The organism is Ruminococcoides intestinale (genome assembly GCF_040095935.1).
Taxonomy (GTDB): domain Bacteria; phylum Bacillota; class Clostridia; order Oscillospirales; family Acutalibacteraceae; genus Ruminococcoides; species Ruminococcoides intestinale.
The window spans coordinates 112901-128693 of the sequence record NZ_JBBMFQ010000003.1 but is presented as its reverse complement, the minus strand read 5'-3'; the positions used below and the strand labels follow the sequence as shown (position 1 = coordinate 128693).

The window sequence follows — 15793 nt, the reverse complement described above, 5'->3', positions numbered from 1 at the left end:
CTACACCGCCTTGCCGTTGATAAGAACCCTGCCGTCATTTTTCAGCACAATACTCGCTCCGCCCTTTGACGAGAGCATAACCTCGCCCTCATCAAGTTCAACATTTTTCGCAAGTACGCCAAGGCTCACTTCACCGTTAGCAAGCGGCAAAACAACCGCCGACTCTCCCACGGGAACAACGCTTGCAAAGCCATACGGCACGCAACATTTTATCCCCCTGTGTTCTTCCGAGGAATCCACCGAAACCGTGTTTCCCGAACTTTTCACACCGCCCTTTTCGGCTTTCGGGGCGGTAATCGAATTTTTAGTTATGTAATTCATCAGCCACATCGCCGTTCTCCTTTCCAAGCACAACCGTTGTGCTTTCACCGTTTTTCCCAAGTGAATATTTAATGCTTTTCACAATCAAGCCCTCTATTTTTCCGATGAGAGAGTCATCAATCACAGCCCTTCTGCCGACAACTCCGCACAGACATTCTGCACATTCAAGCATTATTTCAAAGCTCTGCCTATTGCCGTTTTCAATCATCCTGTCGGCTGTTTTTACCGCATTGTTGTCGAGAAAAGCGTTTACATATCTCACCCTTTTAATCCTGTCGGCAACGCATTTGTTGCTTATAACGCTCTTGTAACCGCCGTATTCCTCGGTGCGTAGTTTGACCTGCGAAATCACCTTGCACGGCTTTATGTACTCACGGAGAGATGTATAGCCTACTCCGTTTCTGCCGAACACAATCGGCTTTGCACCGCCGTAAGTTCCGCACATCAAAGCAAATCCCGCACCCGTAATTCTCGGACTTTTGCCGTATCTGCCGTTGCAGAATTTTTCAAGCACCTGCCACTCGGTCATGCCCTTTTCAATTTTGATTGTTCCCATAAACGGATGTTCGTCACCGTCATATCCGATAATTCCGAACGGCTTTAAATGCCTTTCAAAAATGAACTTTGCCGCTGGGTTCACATATGTAACAGGCTCTGCCTCATTATCGAGAAGCCTTCCGGCAAGACTTCTTGCACTCAGCCTTACAATCGCACCGTCGGTTCTCACAATGCTGACAATCTCGTCAGCCTGTCCCACAAACACAAGCGACTTGCCGTCATAAGCCTCAAGCATATCGGCATTTCCGAACTTCTCGTCATACGGCACAGTCATCACAAGCTCATCGGCAGGCACATCGACATCTGCCGAAATTTCTGCCGTGAGAACATTTTTAATTTCACACCTTTTGCCGTTTTTGTCCGTAAAAAAGTAAGTCAGCACAGCTTAACCCTCCTTGTTCCGAGGTTTTCATCGGGGAACTTAACATCGGGATTCAGTCGCACAAGCTCGTCAATTTTCACCCCTGTTTTGTAGGCAACATCCCACAGGGTTTGTCCGTTTTCACAGTCAAAATATGTAATTACCGTTTTCTGCTTTTTCTCCATAACCTCACGGAACACAAAGCTGTATTCAAGCACATTCGGCTTTGGCTCGCCCTTTATTTCAAGCTTTTCAAACACAGCATAAATGCTCGGCAGGTTTGGCACGGAGAGCACTTCTTTTCCGCTGTTTCTGAACACCTCAAACAGCCTTTCAAACTGTTCTGCACAATTCTCACCGTACAGCTGTCCCGAACCGCTGATTTTCATATTCTTCCGCCCCATATCCTGAACGGAAGCTTCGCCGAACGGACTTTTCATTTCTGCAACGTTCCTGTCACATTCAAAGCTGATATTCTGCGGATTGTGATGCCACACATATTCACCGAATTTCATCGGCACCGGTTTCATCGGCTTTTCGCCTCCTCTTCTTCGTCAAGTCTGCGACTGTAACGACGGCTTTCCCTTTCAAGGAATTCGCCTAACATTTCGGTATCTTTACCGCCGTTCTCAGACTCCGCAAGCCTGTAAAGTTCGTCTGAATTTTTATCATTCATATAATTTTCCTCTCGTCGGCACTGATTTTCACGGTTGCAAGAATACTTCCGCTGCCCTGAGTAACGCTTGAAAATTCAAGCACTTTGCAATCCGTGTAAATGATTTTCTTCTTTGCAAGGTCAAGTTCAAGACTCTTAAAGCTGTCACGCTCCAAAAACGGAGTTTCATCCGTAATCTTCATCACAAAGGTAAGTTCCCATTCATTTGAAACAATCCTTTCAACGGGCTTGTCATTGAAAAATTCCTTGATTTCCGTGAAGGAGTTCTTTCTTGTACAGGTTGCCTTTTCAACGCCGCCGAGAATTTTCCCCTCACATTTCAACATGGCATTTCCGCAATTTTCAAATTCAAAGCCGTCCATTTAAACCTCCTCGCAAAGACAGAATTCCATATTAAAACTCACCGTTCTGTAAATTGCGTTCATATCGGGATCAAATTCAATTGACGCCGCCTCGCTGTGGGTAATCGTCTTTTCCGCATCGGCAGTTTTAAGTCCGAGAAGAATTTCACTTACCACTTCCGAAAGACCGCTTCCGTTCTCGGTTGCAGGAGCATACACCCTGATTTCAACTCCTGCATTGTAGCTTTCACCCTTGATAGACGGCGAAAGGTATCCGCCGATATAACTTTTCTCCGTTGACATATCTCTCACCGACACAACGGCAATCATTCCGTTCACAGGTGACGGTGCTTCATCAGAGCCGTATTCTCTTATAAATCTGACATTTTTCAAAGCCTCATTTACCTTTAATCCTGCAATAATACGGTCAACCTGTTTCTCAATTCGATTCAAAATCATCCCTCGTTTCTTCTCTGTATGCACACAGAACAGCCCTTACATAAATCGGATTGTCCTTCACATAATATTTTTCGCACCTTTTAACAGTATATTTACCGTTTTCACTTTCTATTACGCTTTTTTCCGAATCAAGCAGAACATCGGGCGGTGCAATAAATAAAAACAACTTTGTTTTTCTCATACCCAGTTTATGCCGTACACTGTCATAATTCTGATTGCTGTTGTATCTCAAAGGTGAAATAAAGGCCTTTGTCCTAACCGATTTACCGCCGTTTTTAACGGTAACATCACAGCCGTATCTGTTTAATATTTTCCCGATAGACGGTGAAATATTCATCATATCACCCCAAGCAAAAATTTTTCTCTGCCGATAAGGTCCTGCGACTTGTCGGCATATTCCCTCCACAGCTTTTCGGCACGGCTTTCGCCGTCCGCAGATGATGAAATTTTCAAATCACCTGCGGAAAAAGAAGAAATGCTGTCATCATTGCAAAGGGAATACAACTTAAAAGCGTAAACGGCACACAGGTTTTCAAGTCTTAATTCGTCATCTTCCGAAAGATTTTTCTTCGTAACAATTGAATTAACATACACCACGGCATCGTCAACAATGCTCTTCCATTTGTATGCTTCAGCACCGTCAATACCGCTGTATAAGGCAAAACGCTTTGTAATGTTTGCAATGTTCAAGGCAATCCCTCCTTAACAGCTCATCACCTTTGACGCCTCTGTAAAGATTTTTGAAAAACCGGCGGTACAGGTAACTGCGGCTCTTTCAAGCTGACGGTCAATAAGCTTGTCGTAATCTGTAACAACACCGCCTGCCTGAACCATTTCAAGCGCACAGTTTTTGTCAAGACCGATAATCTTACCGCCCTCAAGCTCAGGAGTGTGAAGAAGGCTTGCACCGAGAGGTGTAATCATTCTGCCCGTAGCCTGAAAATCAAGACCTGCGTTTGAATCCTGAAGCTGAGAGAGTGAAAGAATCTTCTGCATTTCGGGAGTTGACGCAAGAATTGTGTTGAGTTCATACGGAGCAAGCTCTGTCCAAAGCTTTAAAAGGTCCTCATATGTAACCTTGCCGCCTGTTGCAACATTAAGTGTGCCGGCGGGATTTTCATTGCCGTCACCGTTCACAAGCACATCAATCGCATCTTTAAGCTGTGCTCTTGCAATATATGCGCCAATCTGATTGAGTGTTACGGTAAAGAGGTCAAGACGCTGAAAGCGAAGCGCCTCATATGATGCAACAAGCATTCTGCCACGCTTGTGAAGCTTAACAAGGTTTTCTCTTGTCTTAACCTCAGTCTGCGGAATCTTAGCACCCTCGCCGACGAGTTTAAGACTCTTATCATCCTCACTCGGAACAGATGCAATACTGCGGTAATCCATACCCTCAATGTCTGTCACGGTTGCCACAAGGTTCGGGAGAATATCCGCTCTCTCCATGCCCTGCATAACGGCTCTGCTCACATATTCGGGGAAAAGTGCCGCAGAGTTTGAACTCTGAAAAAACTTTTCAACACAGTCGCTGTTTCTGCCCTTCACCTTAATGTCAAAGCGTTTGAGCTGACGGGAAAATGCGTCAAGTCCCTCAAGTGCAGTACCTCTGTAATTTTCTGACGGATCAAGCTTTTCAAGTGCGCCCGAAATTCCGCCCTTTGTCTGATACATACCCTTTTCAATTGTAATATTTTCAAAATTTGCCATAATATCTTCCTCCCCTTATCAAAGAATAAATCCTACCGAAGTGTCTGTTGAGTCAAGCACAAGGTACTCTCTGCCGGTTGTTGTAACCGACACGCCGCCGTCTGCCGTTGCAGAAAGCTTTTTGTAGCCGACGGCAATTTTCTTGTCGCTCTCAATCTTTACATAGCCCGAAAGCTGAACAACCGCATAACCGCCTCTCACGCCTACGCACACACCGCAAAAGTTCTCGCTTGCGTCACATTTTGCAACTGTGCCGTTGTCCTTCATCTTAACAGGCACGCCTGCCTCTGTAAGTGTTTTGTCTGCAATAAATGTTGCGGCATTTTCGCCATAACCGTTAAAATTTACATTCATAATAATACCTCCGTTAAATACTGAACTGACCGTTTTCCACGGTGTTATTTCTCTTGTCCTGCTTGCAGTAAAGCTGCGGAACAGGCTCAAAAGCTGCTTTCTTTTTCTTTTCAAATGCTGACTTAAATTCTCTGAGCTGTTCAATTGTCATGCTCTTTGCAACGCTCTCCATTGTTTCGCCCGAAATGTCAGGCTGAACAAAAGCGGCAAGTCCCACAACATCACGGGTAAGGCTTTCACGGTACAGCACACCGTCCTTAGCCGACTTTTTAAGCCCGTCAATATATTCGCACAGCTTTCTGCTGTCGCTCTCATCAAGTGCAAAAGCCTTTTTGTTTTCAATGGCTTTAAGAATTTTCTCCATATCATTTTCCTTTCCCAAAATTTTGTGACCTTTCGTAATGCCTGCCCTCTTTTGTGACGGCACGGCAACAAAGCTCCATTCGTATGCGTCATACGGGTTCACAAGTTCACCGCAACAAAGCTTTGAGCCGTAAACCTCGCCCTTTTTGTGAGTACACATTGAGATGTCCTCACCGCACACATTGCACACAACCCTGTCAACGGCACAGCCAACGCTTACTTCCTTGATAATTCCGCTGTCAATCGCAAGGATAATATCCCTGTTGCTCTCACAAACGGGAAGATATGCCCTTGCCTTGAGCCTGTAGTAATCGTCACCCAAAGCCGTTTTCTGACCGTCAATTTTCTCAACCTTACAGCTGAAAATTCTTGCCGTCTGATTTTTGGCACTTGGATTGTGGTCAATAATTCCTGTCTTGCCGACAAAAAGCTTTTCAAGCTCATAAAGTGAATCTGTTGTAAAGCGTTCGCCGTCACGGTCAACATCGTTGTCACACAGCACAACCGAAAACGCATACACCTCATTTTTTGCAAGATTTCGCCTTGTAAAGCGGTTAATCAGTTCAAGTTCATCATCGCCGACAGTCTGATTTTCACCGTCAACAGCGCCCGAAACACCGCTTTTAATAAGTTTGTTATCCTTCATTCTGCACCTCCGCTCCAATCTGTCTTTCAATGTTCATCGCATTTGCATTGTTAAGTCTTGCCTGAGAAAGCTCAACCGCATCCTGAAGATTAATCTTGTCCCACTCAATCTTAAAACTGTCGTTATAACCGCACATTTTAAGATGAGCCGACACAATTTTTGTAATCACGGGTTCAAGCACTGTGCGGTAGTAAGCAAGCTCGCTTGTGAGAATATCCGCCTGCTGTTCGCTCATTCTCTCCGTACTCGACCACGAAATGCCGAGCAGAAACGGCGGAATACCAAGCTTTGCGATAATCTGCTCAAGAATATGCCTTACGGGAATGTCGCAGTCGGGCATATCGCTTTCAGCGCCGATAACCTTAACGCTGACATCGCCGACCGACACAAAATCACACACGCTGTCGCTTCTCATCGCCTTTTTCCACTCATCGGCAACCGCCTGTGCATTTTCTCTGCTCACAGCCGAACCGTTTGAATCGGGATTGAGAGTAACCGCAAAACGGATATCGCCAACCCTCTCCCAGTTTGTTTTTACCGACTCAAAAATCCTCAAAAGTATTGAGCTGACAAACGGCAGACCGCTGAGTATGGAAGTACCGCACACAGTACCCGGCTTGGGATTAAGCAGTGTTGCAAAAATCCTTTCCGGATGCTTAGGTTCTTCGGCTGTACCGTTGCCGAGTGTGTAAACCGCAAGCTTCAGCGGTGAAGAATCCGCTCTGATTTCAACATCGTCAAGGCTTGCATTGTACAATGCACAAATCCCTTCACCGCCACTATCGGGAACAATCTCACCGACCGCCTGTCCGTAGGTGAGAAGCGAATCAAGATAGCAAAGTACAAAACTTTCAAGTCCCGTCATTTCACCGTTTGTGCGGACATTTTTAACAAAGCTGTCGGCAATCTTCTGACTTTCAGCCGATGAAGTCACAATTTTGAATCCGCCGATAAGTCTGATAATTTTGCAGAGTGCCGCATCAATAATCGGCACAGACTCACGCAAAGTTGTATACAGCTGCCTTTCCGTTCTCGTCTGAACGGCAAATCGTGAGAAAATCGGCGAATTATTTCTCGTTTCTCTCAAAACGGTCTGCACCGTCTTTATGCTCTCGGTCTTTTTATTTTTTCTGCCAAGCCTCAAGCTGTTTCCTCCTGTCTTTTGGTTGCAACGGCAAAGAATCCGTCACAACCGTAAATTTTCGTAGCGACAAAATATCTTATGTCGTCCATTGCATGGTCGTTTTCCTTAACAGGTGCGTCACTGCGCCCCGAACCGTCCCAACGGTAAAGCGAAAATTCCCTTCTTGCGGCTCTGCAATTTTTGCAGATTCTGATTTTTCTGTCCTTCAAAGCCTGCGAAGTCTGTCTTATGCCGTTGATAACATTGTTTTCAGCCGACACAACCGTATATTTCCCGTGTCTCCTTATAACTTCAATAAAGCTTGCGGCGGACGGATCGACAATCACACAGTCAATTTTTCGCCCGTCAATCAGCTTTTCAAGTCCGTCATAATGCTCCTCGTCGGTCTTTTGAAAGCCCTGCGTGCGAGAATTGAAGTAGTATTCGTCAACCCTGTACCACACACCGTTTTTTCTGCCCCACAAACCGAATGATGCGGGATTTACAGTACCGTAATCACACGATACCGCCCAGCTTTCAATGTCTGACGGAATATCGCAGTACATCCTTTCATTGTCCATAAACGGATAAACCGCACCGAAAACGGCTACCCATCTGCCTTTTACGAACCTCTCGTAAAACACACCCGAATACAGACTTTCATACCTCTTGATAACCTCGGGCTTCAAAGACGGGTTGTCCTGCATTGTAAAGTGCAGATATAACGCATTTTTGTCACCGCACTTTTTAATCCACTCACGGTAGAACCAATGCTCAGGAAATTCGGGATTGCAGTTAAACCAAAATCTTGAACCCGACACGGAACATCTCGCCAATGCCTGTTCAACGAACGACCTCGGCATCAACGCAACCTCGTCAAAAAGCACACCCGAAAGCGTCATGCCCTGAATGAGTGATGCGGATGACTCGTCCTTGCCTCCGAAAAGATAAAACCTGTTCATCACTCCGTTAACGCTCACGGTCAAAATATTCTGCGACAGCTTTTCTTCACACTTAAAACCGAGTGATTTCAAAATCGGAATCACGGGTGTAATCATATTTCGCCTTAAAGAACGGATTGTCTTTCCGCAAAGTGCAAAGTCCGAATTTGCAAAATCGTAAAAGCTCCACAAAATGAACGACAGCGACATACAAAAAGTCTTTCCGCTGCGCACAGCACCGTCACAGATGATTGCGTCCCTGTCACGAAAAACCGACTCCCTGTTCCACCACGAAAGCACGGTAAGCTGTTTTTTAGAAAAAGCTTTAATTTCCATTTTCCTTGTCATTCACCGCCCTTGCGCTGTTTGAAATGGCGTCAAAAAGCTGTTTTGCGCCTGTTTCATGCTCACCGCCTGCACCGAGTTTTTCAAGTGCCTTTAGCCTGTCAAAAAACTTGATTTCCATTGAACCGTCCTTTGGTCTTTTAATCTCCGACACAAGAAACAGGTCCATTCCCTCAAGATCCTCCTTGCTCGGATCACTTTTGTAAAGCAAAGAAATTGCATCGCAAATGCTCCCGAAAGCCAACCGCTGATACCCTGCCGCCGCCATGTTGGCAAGGGATTTTTCTCTTAACCGTGACAGCCGTTCAAGCTCGGCTGAAATTTCGGGACGGCAGATAAGCTCTTCCCCCTTCTGCTCACAATCCCCAGTGTAGCCTGCCTTTTCTGCGGCAAGCTCGGAATTTCCCGAACCGAGAAATAAACTGCAAAACTTCTTTTCCCTACCTGTCAATTTTCTGATATCTCGTCACCTCCGTTTTTCGAGAGGCTTTATCAACGCCCCTCACTTATACCTGCAAAATTCAAAAAAATTGCATACTTTAATGCATTTTTTCAAAAATATTTTTAAAAATAATTAGTCACAACCAAAAATCAATAGTCAAAGATATCCGCCTGATCCCCCTCAGAAAGCCGTCTTTTCCAAATCAGGTAATAAAAAAACCGTGTGTACTTTTTCTGTACACACGGTTTTGTGTTATAGTCGGTATATTTACTTGAGCATTTTAAGGATTTCGTCCTTTTCACGATAGCCTACTGCCTTGTTTACAAGCTGACCGTTTTTGAACACCATAAGAGTCGGGATACTCGACACATTATACTGCATTGTAAGGTCGGGTTCTTCATCAACATTAACCTTGCCGACAAGAATTTTGCCGTCATATTCGTCAGCGATTTCTTTCACAATCGGGGCAATCATCTTGCACGGACCGCACCATGTTGCCCAAAAGTCTACAAGCACGGGGATATCCGACTGCAAAACCTCCTGCTCAAAAGTTTCTTTGTAAAGCTCTATTTCCATAACAATCCTCCTGTTCGGTTATTTTAATCTTTAGATTTGTAGTAAAGCATACAATGACAAAAGCCCTCAAAATCAGGATCGGCAATTTGCTCCTTGAATTCCTTGCACATACACTTGTATTCCTCTGTACGCTGAATTCTGCACGGGCAGTAACCGCCTGTCCTCTTCAAGCCCTCTTTAACTGTCTTTACTGTTTCTTTGTCGGGATTAAGTGTTATTTTCATCTGCTCACCCCACAATTTTTACGGCGTTTGCCGTTAATCTCTTCCCTTGACTATACTATATATCGCAACCCTAAAATTGTCAAGCGGCGGTGTGTCACCGCACCCCGTTCGTATAGACAGTCTGATATAGTAAAAACTACAACTCCCGAGATTTGCTTTGTACTAATATTGCCCCATGCATACGAGTGCCTCGCTCTCAGTTCGTGAAGGGGCACACCGTGTTCGCCATTTGTTTTATGTGCAAACATAAAACAAGCCGTAGGGGCGTTCATTGGACGCCCGCCTTGATGAAATTATTTGTTTTATGTGTATGTTATGATGTGATGAAAATTGTATATTCTAATGTAGCGGTAAATTTCCAACATTTATATAATTTAATTCACCATAAAATCTGTACCGTTACTTGCAAGTGTTCATCGGATCACCTACTGAATTGTGAAAACAGTAACTAAAATTATCTTTATTATTTGCCGTATAAAGAAAAAACTCTGTTAAATTTTTCAAAAAATGCATTAAAATATACATTTTTTCGCCTTTTGTGCTTATAAGCGGAGGCGATTTTATGACAAACTTTTTTATAGTACCAAACGAGGTGTTTGACCTCAATCTAAAACCGCAACAGTTCGCTGTTTTATGCTACATACTCAAATGCTGTGACGAATCGAACACCTGTTATCTGTCAATACACACCATTGCAGAGGCCTGTGCAATCTCCGACAACACCGTTAGGGAAAGCATAAAATTCCTTTGCAAAAGAAAAATCATTACCAAATCGGGCGGTTTCACGGTCGGCAAATACGGCAAGATTCAGTCATCGTCCTATCTGTTCTCGATCAATCCGAATTTTTATGACGAAGGTTTCGGCAGAGACAACCTTGTCGAATATTACAAAAACGAAAACTGTGCCACCTCATAATCTGCAACAACACACTCTGCGAATATCACTTCATACCCCATGTAAAATACTGCACCCCCCTACTTCAAATATTACACCCATGGGGTTCAGAATTTACACCTCCCCCCTTCAGAATTTGAACCCGTCCCCTTCAGAATTTGAAGCCTAATAATACCCATAGAAAAAGACTAAGAGAAAAATACCCAAGGAACAATACCAAATGAATAACTGCAATGAGTGGAATCGAGAGCGAATACTGACGAATTGCATACTTGTAATCGCAGAAATCTGTGTTATACTTAAGTTGAAAATAATTTGATGAGGTGATAGCATGGTAATAAGAGAGGTTCAGGACAGAGATTTCGTTCAGCTTGCGGAAATGAGATGGACACATGCTGTTGAGGACGACGAAACTTACGGTGAACATAACACTGACGGTGTGACAAAATCGGTATTTATCGAGGAGTTCGTTGCCTTTTTATACACAAACAAGGAATATAAAATCTTCGTTGCGGAAGATGAGAATGCGAAAATTCTTTCGGCAATGTTTGTATATCTTATTCCGACAATTCCCACCCCGAATGCAAAGCGTGAATTTATTGCGTATCTCACAAAGGTGTTCACGCTTGAAGAATATCGTGGCAAGGGTATCGGCACTCGACTGCTCGATTATGTAAAGAACTACCTTTCATCAATCAACTGCGAACTTGTCTTTGCATGGCCAAGCGAAAATTCGGCAGAATGGTATAAATCTCATGGGTTTTCCGACACCAACGAAATTTTTGAGTGCAGATTATAACAATAAAAAATATATGAGAACAATCGGGTAACAGTTTACTGAATGTAAACTTCTGCTACCCGATTGTTATTCTATACCGAGAATATCATGGAAATATTTAAGCGTGGAATATTTGTATTTTCGTTCAAAAGATTTTTTGTCAAGCATTTTTAAGCTGACATAACACTTCGGATACACTTTTATTATAAGCATATTTTGTAAAATATTACGAACAAATAAAATAACAAAAAAACGGCACCCCGATTTTACTCGGAGTGCCGTAATTAATTTTGATTACAGAATCAGAATCGTGTTGAGTGTGGAATATTCCGCATTATTTAGCGTAAGCAGAATCTCCGCCGATCTGACCGTCGATACCTGTAAATCCGCTTGCGCAGCATACATAAACTCTCATGTTAGCCTTAGCAAGTTCCGGAACTGTAAGTGTACCGTCAGTAACATACTTAACATCACCTGTAACAGCGTCAATATACTTGCCGTTAGGAATGTTCTTGAATGTTGCACCTGAAGAAATTGAAACGAGTGCAAGGCTGTCTGTGTTGTCGTCAGTATAACGGCGAACATAAGACATATCACCGCCTGTTACATATGCGCTTGATGCTGTGTACTGTCCCTTCTGGAGAGCGGGGATAGCACGACGAATAGCATTAACCTTTGAAAGGTGCTTACTGAGCGGGCTTGCAAGAGTGTCAGCAACAGTGCCTGATGCTGTGTACTCACTGAAGTCAGTAGCGTTTACAGTACCCTCAAGATAATCACCGAAGTATGCACGACCTGAGTTTTCAAGAGAAATAAGTGTACCCTTATCAATAAGCTCACCCTTCTTGAACTCAACTTCTGAACCATAGTATACGCAAGGAATACCACGGAATGTGAACATAAGATCCATATTCTCTGCCCATGTCTGTGTACCGCCTGTGAAACGAGTTGTTTCATCCGGCTGTTCAGGAGCATAGTCGTGTGAATCAACATACATTACGCTGTATGTTGCATCATTGTAATACTGGTCGTTGTTAATAGCGAAGTTATAAGCGTTCTTAGCGCTACCGAACATTCTGTGCATCTGGAAGTCAATTGCATCCATGCCTGATGCCATAGAACGGTCGGAACCGTGATATGTAATACCGTCAAGGTAAGCGTTGTCGCTCTTTGGCTGTGTAGAATCCATATCACCGTTGTAATTATCTTCTTCAAGATAATGCTGAAGAACGAGGTTCATGTTGTCGTTGATGTCTGAAGCTGATGTGCCCCAGTTCCAGCTGTCTGCCCACTTAGAGTTAGACTCTTTCCATGTGTAGTAAGGAGTTGACTCCTCGGCATGGCCACGATACCAAACTGATGTGTATCTTGTGCAGATTTCGCCGAACATATAGAAGTTAGGCTTGCCTGCTGCCTTAGCAGCGTCCATAAGCTGATCATTGAACATAATGTTGAGAGATACTCTCGGAATGTGACGAACGGTATCAACACGGAAGCCGTCAACGCCCATATCCATATACTTTGAATATGAATCTACAACATATTCTGCAACTGCAGGGTTCTCTGTGTTAAGGTCAACGCAGTCGCCTGCAATCTGGCTGAACTTTGTTGTCCAGTCATCATAGTTAGGACTCTGGAAATAGCCTGTATGATAGTAGTTGTTCGGGTTGTAAGTATCACTCTGTGAAATCTTATTCATAGAGAAGTCCTGAGCTGCAGGCTGAGGACCGGTTGAGTTACCGTTGTCGCCTGAGTAAGTAACATTCTTCATAAGGTTAAGTCTCTGCTGATACTGAACACCCGGCTTCTGAGCCCAGTATTCCTCAGGTGACTTAAGGCCGTATGTATCAAGAAGATACTGTGTAGGAATCAATGACTCCTGAAGGTTGCCAAGGTCTTTAGTTGTATCCTTTGTGAAAAGATCACAGAAGTGTGCTTCACCAAAGTTACCTGTGTGCTGAAGAACTACGTCCTGAATAATCTTCATGCCCTTCTGGTGAGCATCATGAATAAGATCTTCGTATGTGTAGTCTGAGCTTTCATAACGAGCATCAACTGTTGACAAGTCCATAGCATGATAGCCGTGGTAGTCATAGCCTGATCCGTTTGTAACAACAGGTGTTACCCAGATTGCGCTGAAGCCGAGAGCCTTGATGTAGTCGAGCTTTTCGCCAAGACCCTTGAAGTCACCACGCCATGCAGGGTCGTCATCACCGTTGCCGGCTGTGCCGTCATCCCAGCAATGAACATCGTTGCCTGTATCTCCGTCATAGAAACGGGTTGTCATAACGAAGTAAATTGTTTCTTCACGCATATCAACGCTGCCAATCGGATCCGGCTCGTCAGGGTTGTATTTTGACCATTTACCGTTTTCACAGTACCAGTCTGCGCTTGCAGCAGATTCAAGTTTTTTCTCCGAAGAATACTGCTTGCCGTTAGCGTCTGTAACAATGGCATTTACCTTTGTAACATCTGCTACATGGTAGTTATACCACTTGTCACCCTTTGTCATTTTCTCACCGGGGTAAGACTTTGACATGGCGCTGTTTGTGGGGAGCGAGTTCCACAAATATACATATGGCTGTGTACCGTCACTCATTCTTACATGAATTGTGATGCCTGTTTCTGTTGTATCCGCAGATACAGCGTCAGAGTCGGAACTCTGAGCTGCATTTACAGAAATTACTCCTGCGGTTACAACCATCATCACAGCAAGAACAAGTGCGCACAGCTTCTTTATTCTTGTCATAGGTATATCTCCAATCTTTCTTTTACTTAATGTTTGGATTATTCAAGGTTTACAACGATTTTCTGAATGATTGTTACATCCTTAACACTGATTGTACCATCGCTGTCAAGGTCGCAAATCTTGAGGTCAAGTGTTTCGAGAGCCGGAACATCCGGAAGTCCTACAATTGACTTCTGAAGATATGTTGAGTCCATAACAGTTACATCTCCGTCATCGTCAACATCGCCACGGAGTCTTTCGGGAGCTGTTGTAGGCTGAACTGTTGTTGGCTGAGGAGTTGTAGGTTTAACAGTTGTTGGCTGTGGAGTTGTAGGCTTAACAGTTGTAGGCTGAACTGTTGTTGGCTGAGGAGCAGTTGTAGGAACAACAACTGTTGTAGGCTCAGTAACATCGTCTGCAGCTGTGTAAGTATAAGTCTTGTTTATTGTGCTGTTGTCAGAACTCTGTACATAAACATTAACCTTGTATTCACCCTTCATTGTAGGAACGAATGTGTAAATGTTGTTGAGTGTGTAGTAAGGTGTGTTCTGAACACCGTTAGGATCAGTTACAACATACTTGTAGAAAAGAAGGTTAGTACCTGTCTTACCGCCGCCTGCCTTAACTGTTACAGTAGCAGTTGAGTTAACCTTGATAAGGTTAAGGTTTGCAGGAGTAACGCTCTTGATGATTGGCTTAACAAGTGCTGAGTCGTCCTTAACTTCAAGAGTCATTGTACGGTTGTTTGTGTTGCCGTCTGTGTCCTTAAAGTCAAATGTAATTGTGTATTCACCTGCAACTGTAGGAGTCCATGTTACTGACTTAGCAGAAGAGAAGTCGGAAAGTGTTGATGTTCCGCCCTGTGCGTTAGTAACAGAGAACTTGTAGCTTACTGCTGCGCCGCTCTTATTGGCAGCAGTTGCAGAAAGCTGTACATCTGTACCTGTGTAGATGTTTGATGCAGGATCAGCAGTAAATTCCTTAACCTGGAGAGGGCTTGTATCATAAACAGACCATTGATTAGTCTTGTTGTTGTAGATATAGCCGTCCTTTGCAGTAAGGTCTCCTGTCTGTGACTGACCGCTGTTGCTGAAGATACAGCTGGTATATGTCTTGGATGCGGTGTACTGATATACATTGCCACCGATGTTTGTCATCTTTACACCCGGCCATGAACCGTTGCTGTCAGAATTGCTGTTCCACATATAAGCAACAGGTGTTGCCCAACCTGCCTCGTTGTTGAGGTAAACAGTTGTGCCTTCACCGCTGGGAGTTGTTGCTGTTGTAGCAGTTGTTGCTGTTGTTGCGCTTGTAGGTCTCTGAGCAGTTGCGTCCTGTGAAGGAGCGCCTGCATAATCCGACCATGTACCCTTTGAAAGGTCATAGATTTTGCCGTGACCCGGGTATGTAAGGTCTTTTGTCTGATTTGAGCCGTCGTTGAAGATTACCGATGTGTAATCATTGTCAAGAGTGTAAGAATATACACCGTCCTCAACCTTTGTCATTGCTTTACCCGGCCAAGATGCGTTGCTACCGAGACCGTCAGTCCACATGTAGCAGTTAACTTTTGACCAGCCGTTGTTTACTCTAACGTAAACAGTATCGCCTGTTGCAGCAGAAGCACTGACTACACCGACGAATACGGTTGAAACCGCCAGCATAAGGCAAAGCACAAGGCACATGATTTTGTGTTGTCTTTTTACCATTTTGATTTCCTCCAGAATTATTTTTTTGTTGCACGTGTGAAGCTACTCAACACTACTCCACAATTACTCTTTAATTCTACATTATTGAACCGCTAATAATTTTCCTTTAAAGAATAATAAAATTTCTTGCGTCACAAATTATTCACATTCAAATTGTGCATAATAGACAATGAAACAATAATTAGCAAAAAAACAGGATAATAAAAGCAAATAGTCAGATGTTTGGTTAGCAACATCTGACTTTAT

20 protein-coding genes are annotated in these 15793 nt (G+C 43.8%); 2 read left to right on the top strand and 18 right to left on the bottom strand.

Annotation, left to right across the window (positions count from 1 at the left end; translation table 11 throughout):
• From WMO31_RS06660 to WMO31_RS06585, 16 genes are all read right to left on the bottom strand, one after another.
• Positions 1-321, bottom strand: coding sequence for a phage baseplate assembly protein (locus WMO31_RS06660; protein ID WP_173019045.1), 321 nt, complete (start codon positions 319-321; stop codon positions 1-3).
• A complete protein-coding gene (locus WMO31_RS06655) occupies positions 305-1261 on the bottom strand; it encodes a hypothetical protein (RefSeq protein ID WP_367999421.1) in 957 nt (318 codons plus the stop codon). The genes WMO31_RS06660 and WMO31_RS06655 overlap by 17 nt, the downstream gene beginning before the upstream one ends.
• Positions 1255-1770 (bottom strand): LysM peptidoglycan-binding domain-containing protein, encoded by a 516-nt coding sequence (locus WMO31_RS06650; RefSeq protein WP_303675425.1) that lies wholly within the window; start codon positions 1768-1770, stop codon positions 1255-1257. Before WMO31_RS06650 ends, WMO31_RS06655 begins: the two co-directional genes overlap by 7 nt.
• Complete coding sequence (locus WMO31_RS06645; RefSeq protein WP_176791029.1) at positions 1767-1916, bottom strand: hypothetical protein; 150 nt, start codon at positions 1914-1916, stop codon at positions 1767-1769. The genes WMO31_RS06650 and WMO31_RS06645 overlap by 4 nt, the downstream gene beginning before the upstream one ends.
• Complete coding sequence (locus WMO31_RS06640) at positions 1913-2278, bottom strand: hypothetical protein (RefSeq protein ID WP_155131288.1); 366 nt, start codon at positions 2276-2278, stop codon at positions 1913-1915. The genes WMO31_RS06645 and WMO31_RS06640 overlap by 4 nt, the downstream gene beginning before the upstream one ends.
• Entirely contained in the window at positions 2279-2710 is a 432-nt protein-coding gene (locus tag WMO31_RS06635; protein WP_117523113.1) for a hypothetical protein, read from the bottom strand. It abuts the gene before it with no gap.
• Complete coding sequence (locus WMO31_RS06630) at positions 2697-3053, bottom strand: hypothetical protein (RefSeq protein ID WP_015522867.1); 357 nt, start codon at positions 3051-3053, stop codon at positions 2697-2699. The genes WMO31_RS06635 and WMO31_RS06630 overlap by 14 nt, the downstream gene beginning before the upstream one ends.
• Positions 3053-3406 (bottom strand): hypothetical protein, encoded by a 354-nt coding sequence (locus WMO31_RS06625; protein ID WP_303675426.1) that lies wholly within the window; start codon positions 3404-3406, stop codon positions 3053-3055. The genes WMO31_RS06630 and WMO31_RS06625 overlap by 1 nt, the downstream gene beginning before the upstream one ends.
• Before the next feature lie 12 nt (positions 3407-3418).
• A complete protein-coding gene (locus WMO31_RS06620; protein ID WP_015522868.1) occupies positions 3419-4426 on the bottom strand; it encodes a phage major capsid protein in 1008 nt (335 codons plus the stop codon).
• Positions 4427-4444: 18 nt separating this feature from the next.
• Positions 4445-4780, bottom strand: a complete 336-nt coding sequence (locus WMO31_RS06615; RefSeq protein ID WP_303675428.1) for a hypothetical protein — start codon at positions 4778-4780, stop codon at positions 4445-4447.
• A gap of 13 nt (positions 4781-4793) precedes the next feature.
• On the bottom strand, positions 4794-5789 hold the full coding sequence (locus tag WMO31_RS06610; protein WP_367999420.1) for a hypothetical protein: 996 nt from the start codon (positions 5787-5789) through the stop codon (positions 4794-4796).
• Positions 5779-6933, bottom strand: coding sequence for a serine/threonine protein phosphatase (locus WMO31_RS06605; RefSeq protein WP_367999419.1), 1155 nt, complete (start codon positions 6931-6933; stop codon positions 5779-5781). The genes WMO31_RS06610 and WMO31_RS06605 overlap by 11 nt, the downstream gene beginning before the upstream one ends.
• Positions 6930-8189 carry a PBSX family phage terminase large subunit gene (locus WMO31_RS06600; protein WP_367999418.1) on the bottom strand — a complete coding sequence of 420 codons (1260 nt, stop codon included), beginning with the start codon at positions 8187-8189 and terminating at the stop codon, positions 6930-6932. The genes WMO31_RS06605 and WMO31_RS06600 overlap by 4 nt, the downstream gene beginning before the upstream one ends.
• A complete protein-coding gene (locus tag WMO31_RS06595; protein WP_021883169.1) occupies positions 8179-8649 on the bottom strand; it encodes a terminase small subunit in 471 nt (156 codons plus the stop codon). The genes WMO31_RS06600 and WMO31_RS06595 overlap by 11 nt, the downstream gene beginning before the upstream one ends.
• Positions 8650-8907: 258 nt before the next feature.
• Positions 8908-9216: a thioredoxin gene (gene trxA / locus WMO31_RS06590; RefSeq protein WP_015522872.1), complete on the bottom strand. Its 309-nt coding sequence runs from the start codon at positions 9214-9216 to the stop codon at positions 8908-8910.
• A 23-nt stretch (positions 9217-9239) separates the two neighbouring features.
• Positions 9240-9440: a ferredoxin-thioredoxin reductase catalytic domain-containing protein gene (locus WMO31_RS06585; protein ID WP_015522873.1), complete on the bottom strand. Its 201-nt coding sequence runs from the start codon at positions 9438-9440 to the stop codon at positions 9240-9242.
• A gap of 562 nt (positions 9441-10002) precedes the next feature.
• Here WMO31_RS06585 and WMO31_RS06580 point away from each other — a divergent pair.
• A complete protein-coding gene (locus WMO31_RS06580; protein ID WP_367999417.1) occupies positions 10003-10356 on the top strand; it encodes a helix-turn-helix domain-containing protein in 354 nt (117 codons plus the stop codon).
• 310 nt (positions 10357-10666) lie between these two features.
• Positions 10667-11134 (top strand): GNAT family N-acetyltransferase, encoded by a 468-nt coding sequence (locus WMO31_RS06575; RefSeq protein ID WP_021883229.1) that lies wholly within the window; start codon positions 10667-10669, stop codon positions 11132-11134.
• A 313-nt stretch (positions 11135-11447) separates the two neighbouring features.
• Here WMO31_RS06575 and WMO31_RS06570 read toward each other — a convergent pair whose 3' ends face one another.
• On the bottom strand, positions 11448-13862 hold the full coding sequence (locus tag WMO31_RS06570) for an alpha-amylase family glycosyl hydrolase (RefSeq protein ID WP_303993218.1): 2415 nt from the start codon (positions 13860-13862) through the stop codon (positions 11448-11450).
• A 38-nt stretch (positions 13863-13900) separates the two neighbouring features.
• A complete protein-coding gene (locus WMO31_RS06565; RefSeq protein ID WP_367999416.1) occupies positions 13901-15547 on the bottom strand; it encodes a starch-binding protein in 1647 nt (548 codons plus the stop codon).
• Positions 15548-15793: the final 246 nt, after the last annotated feature.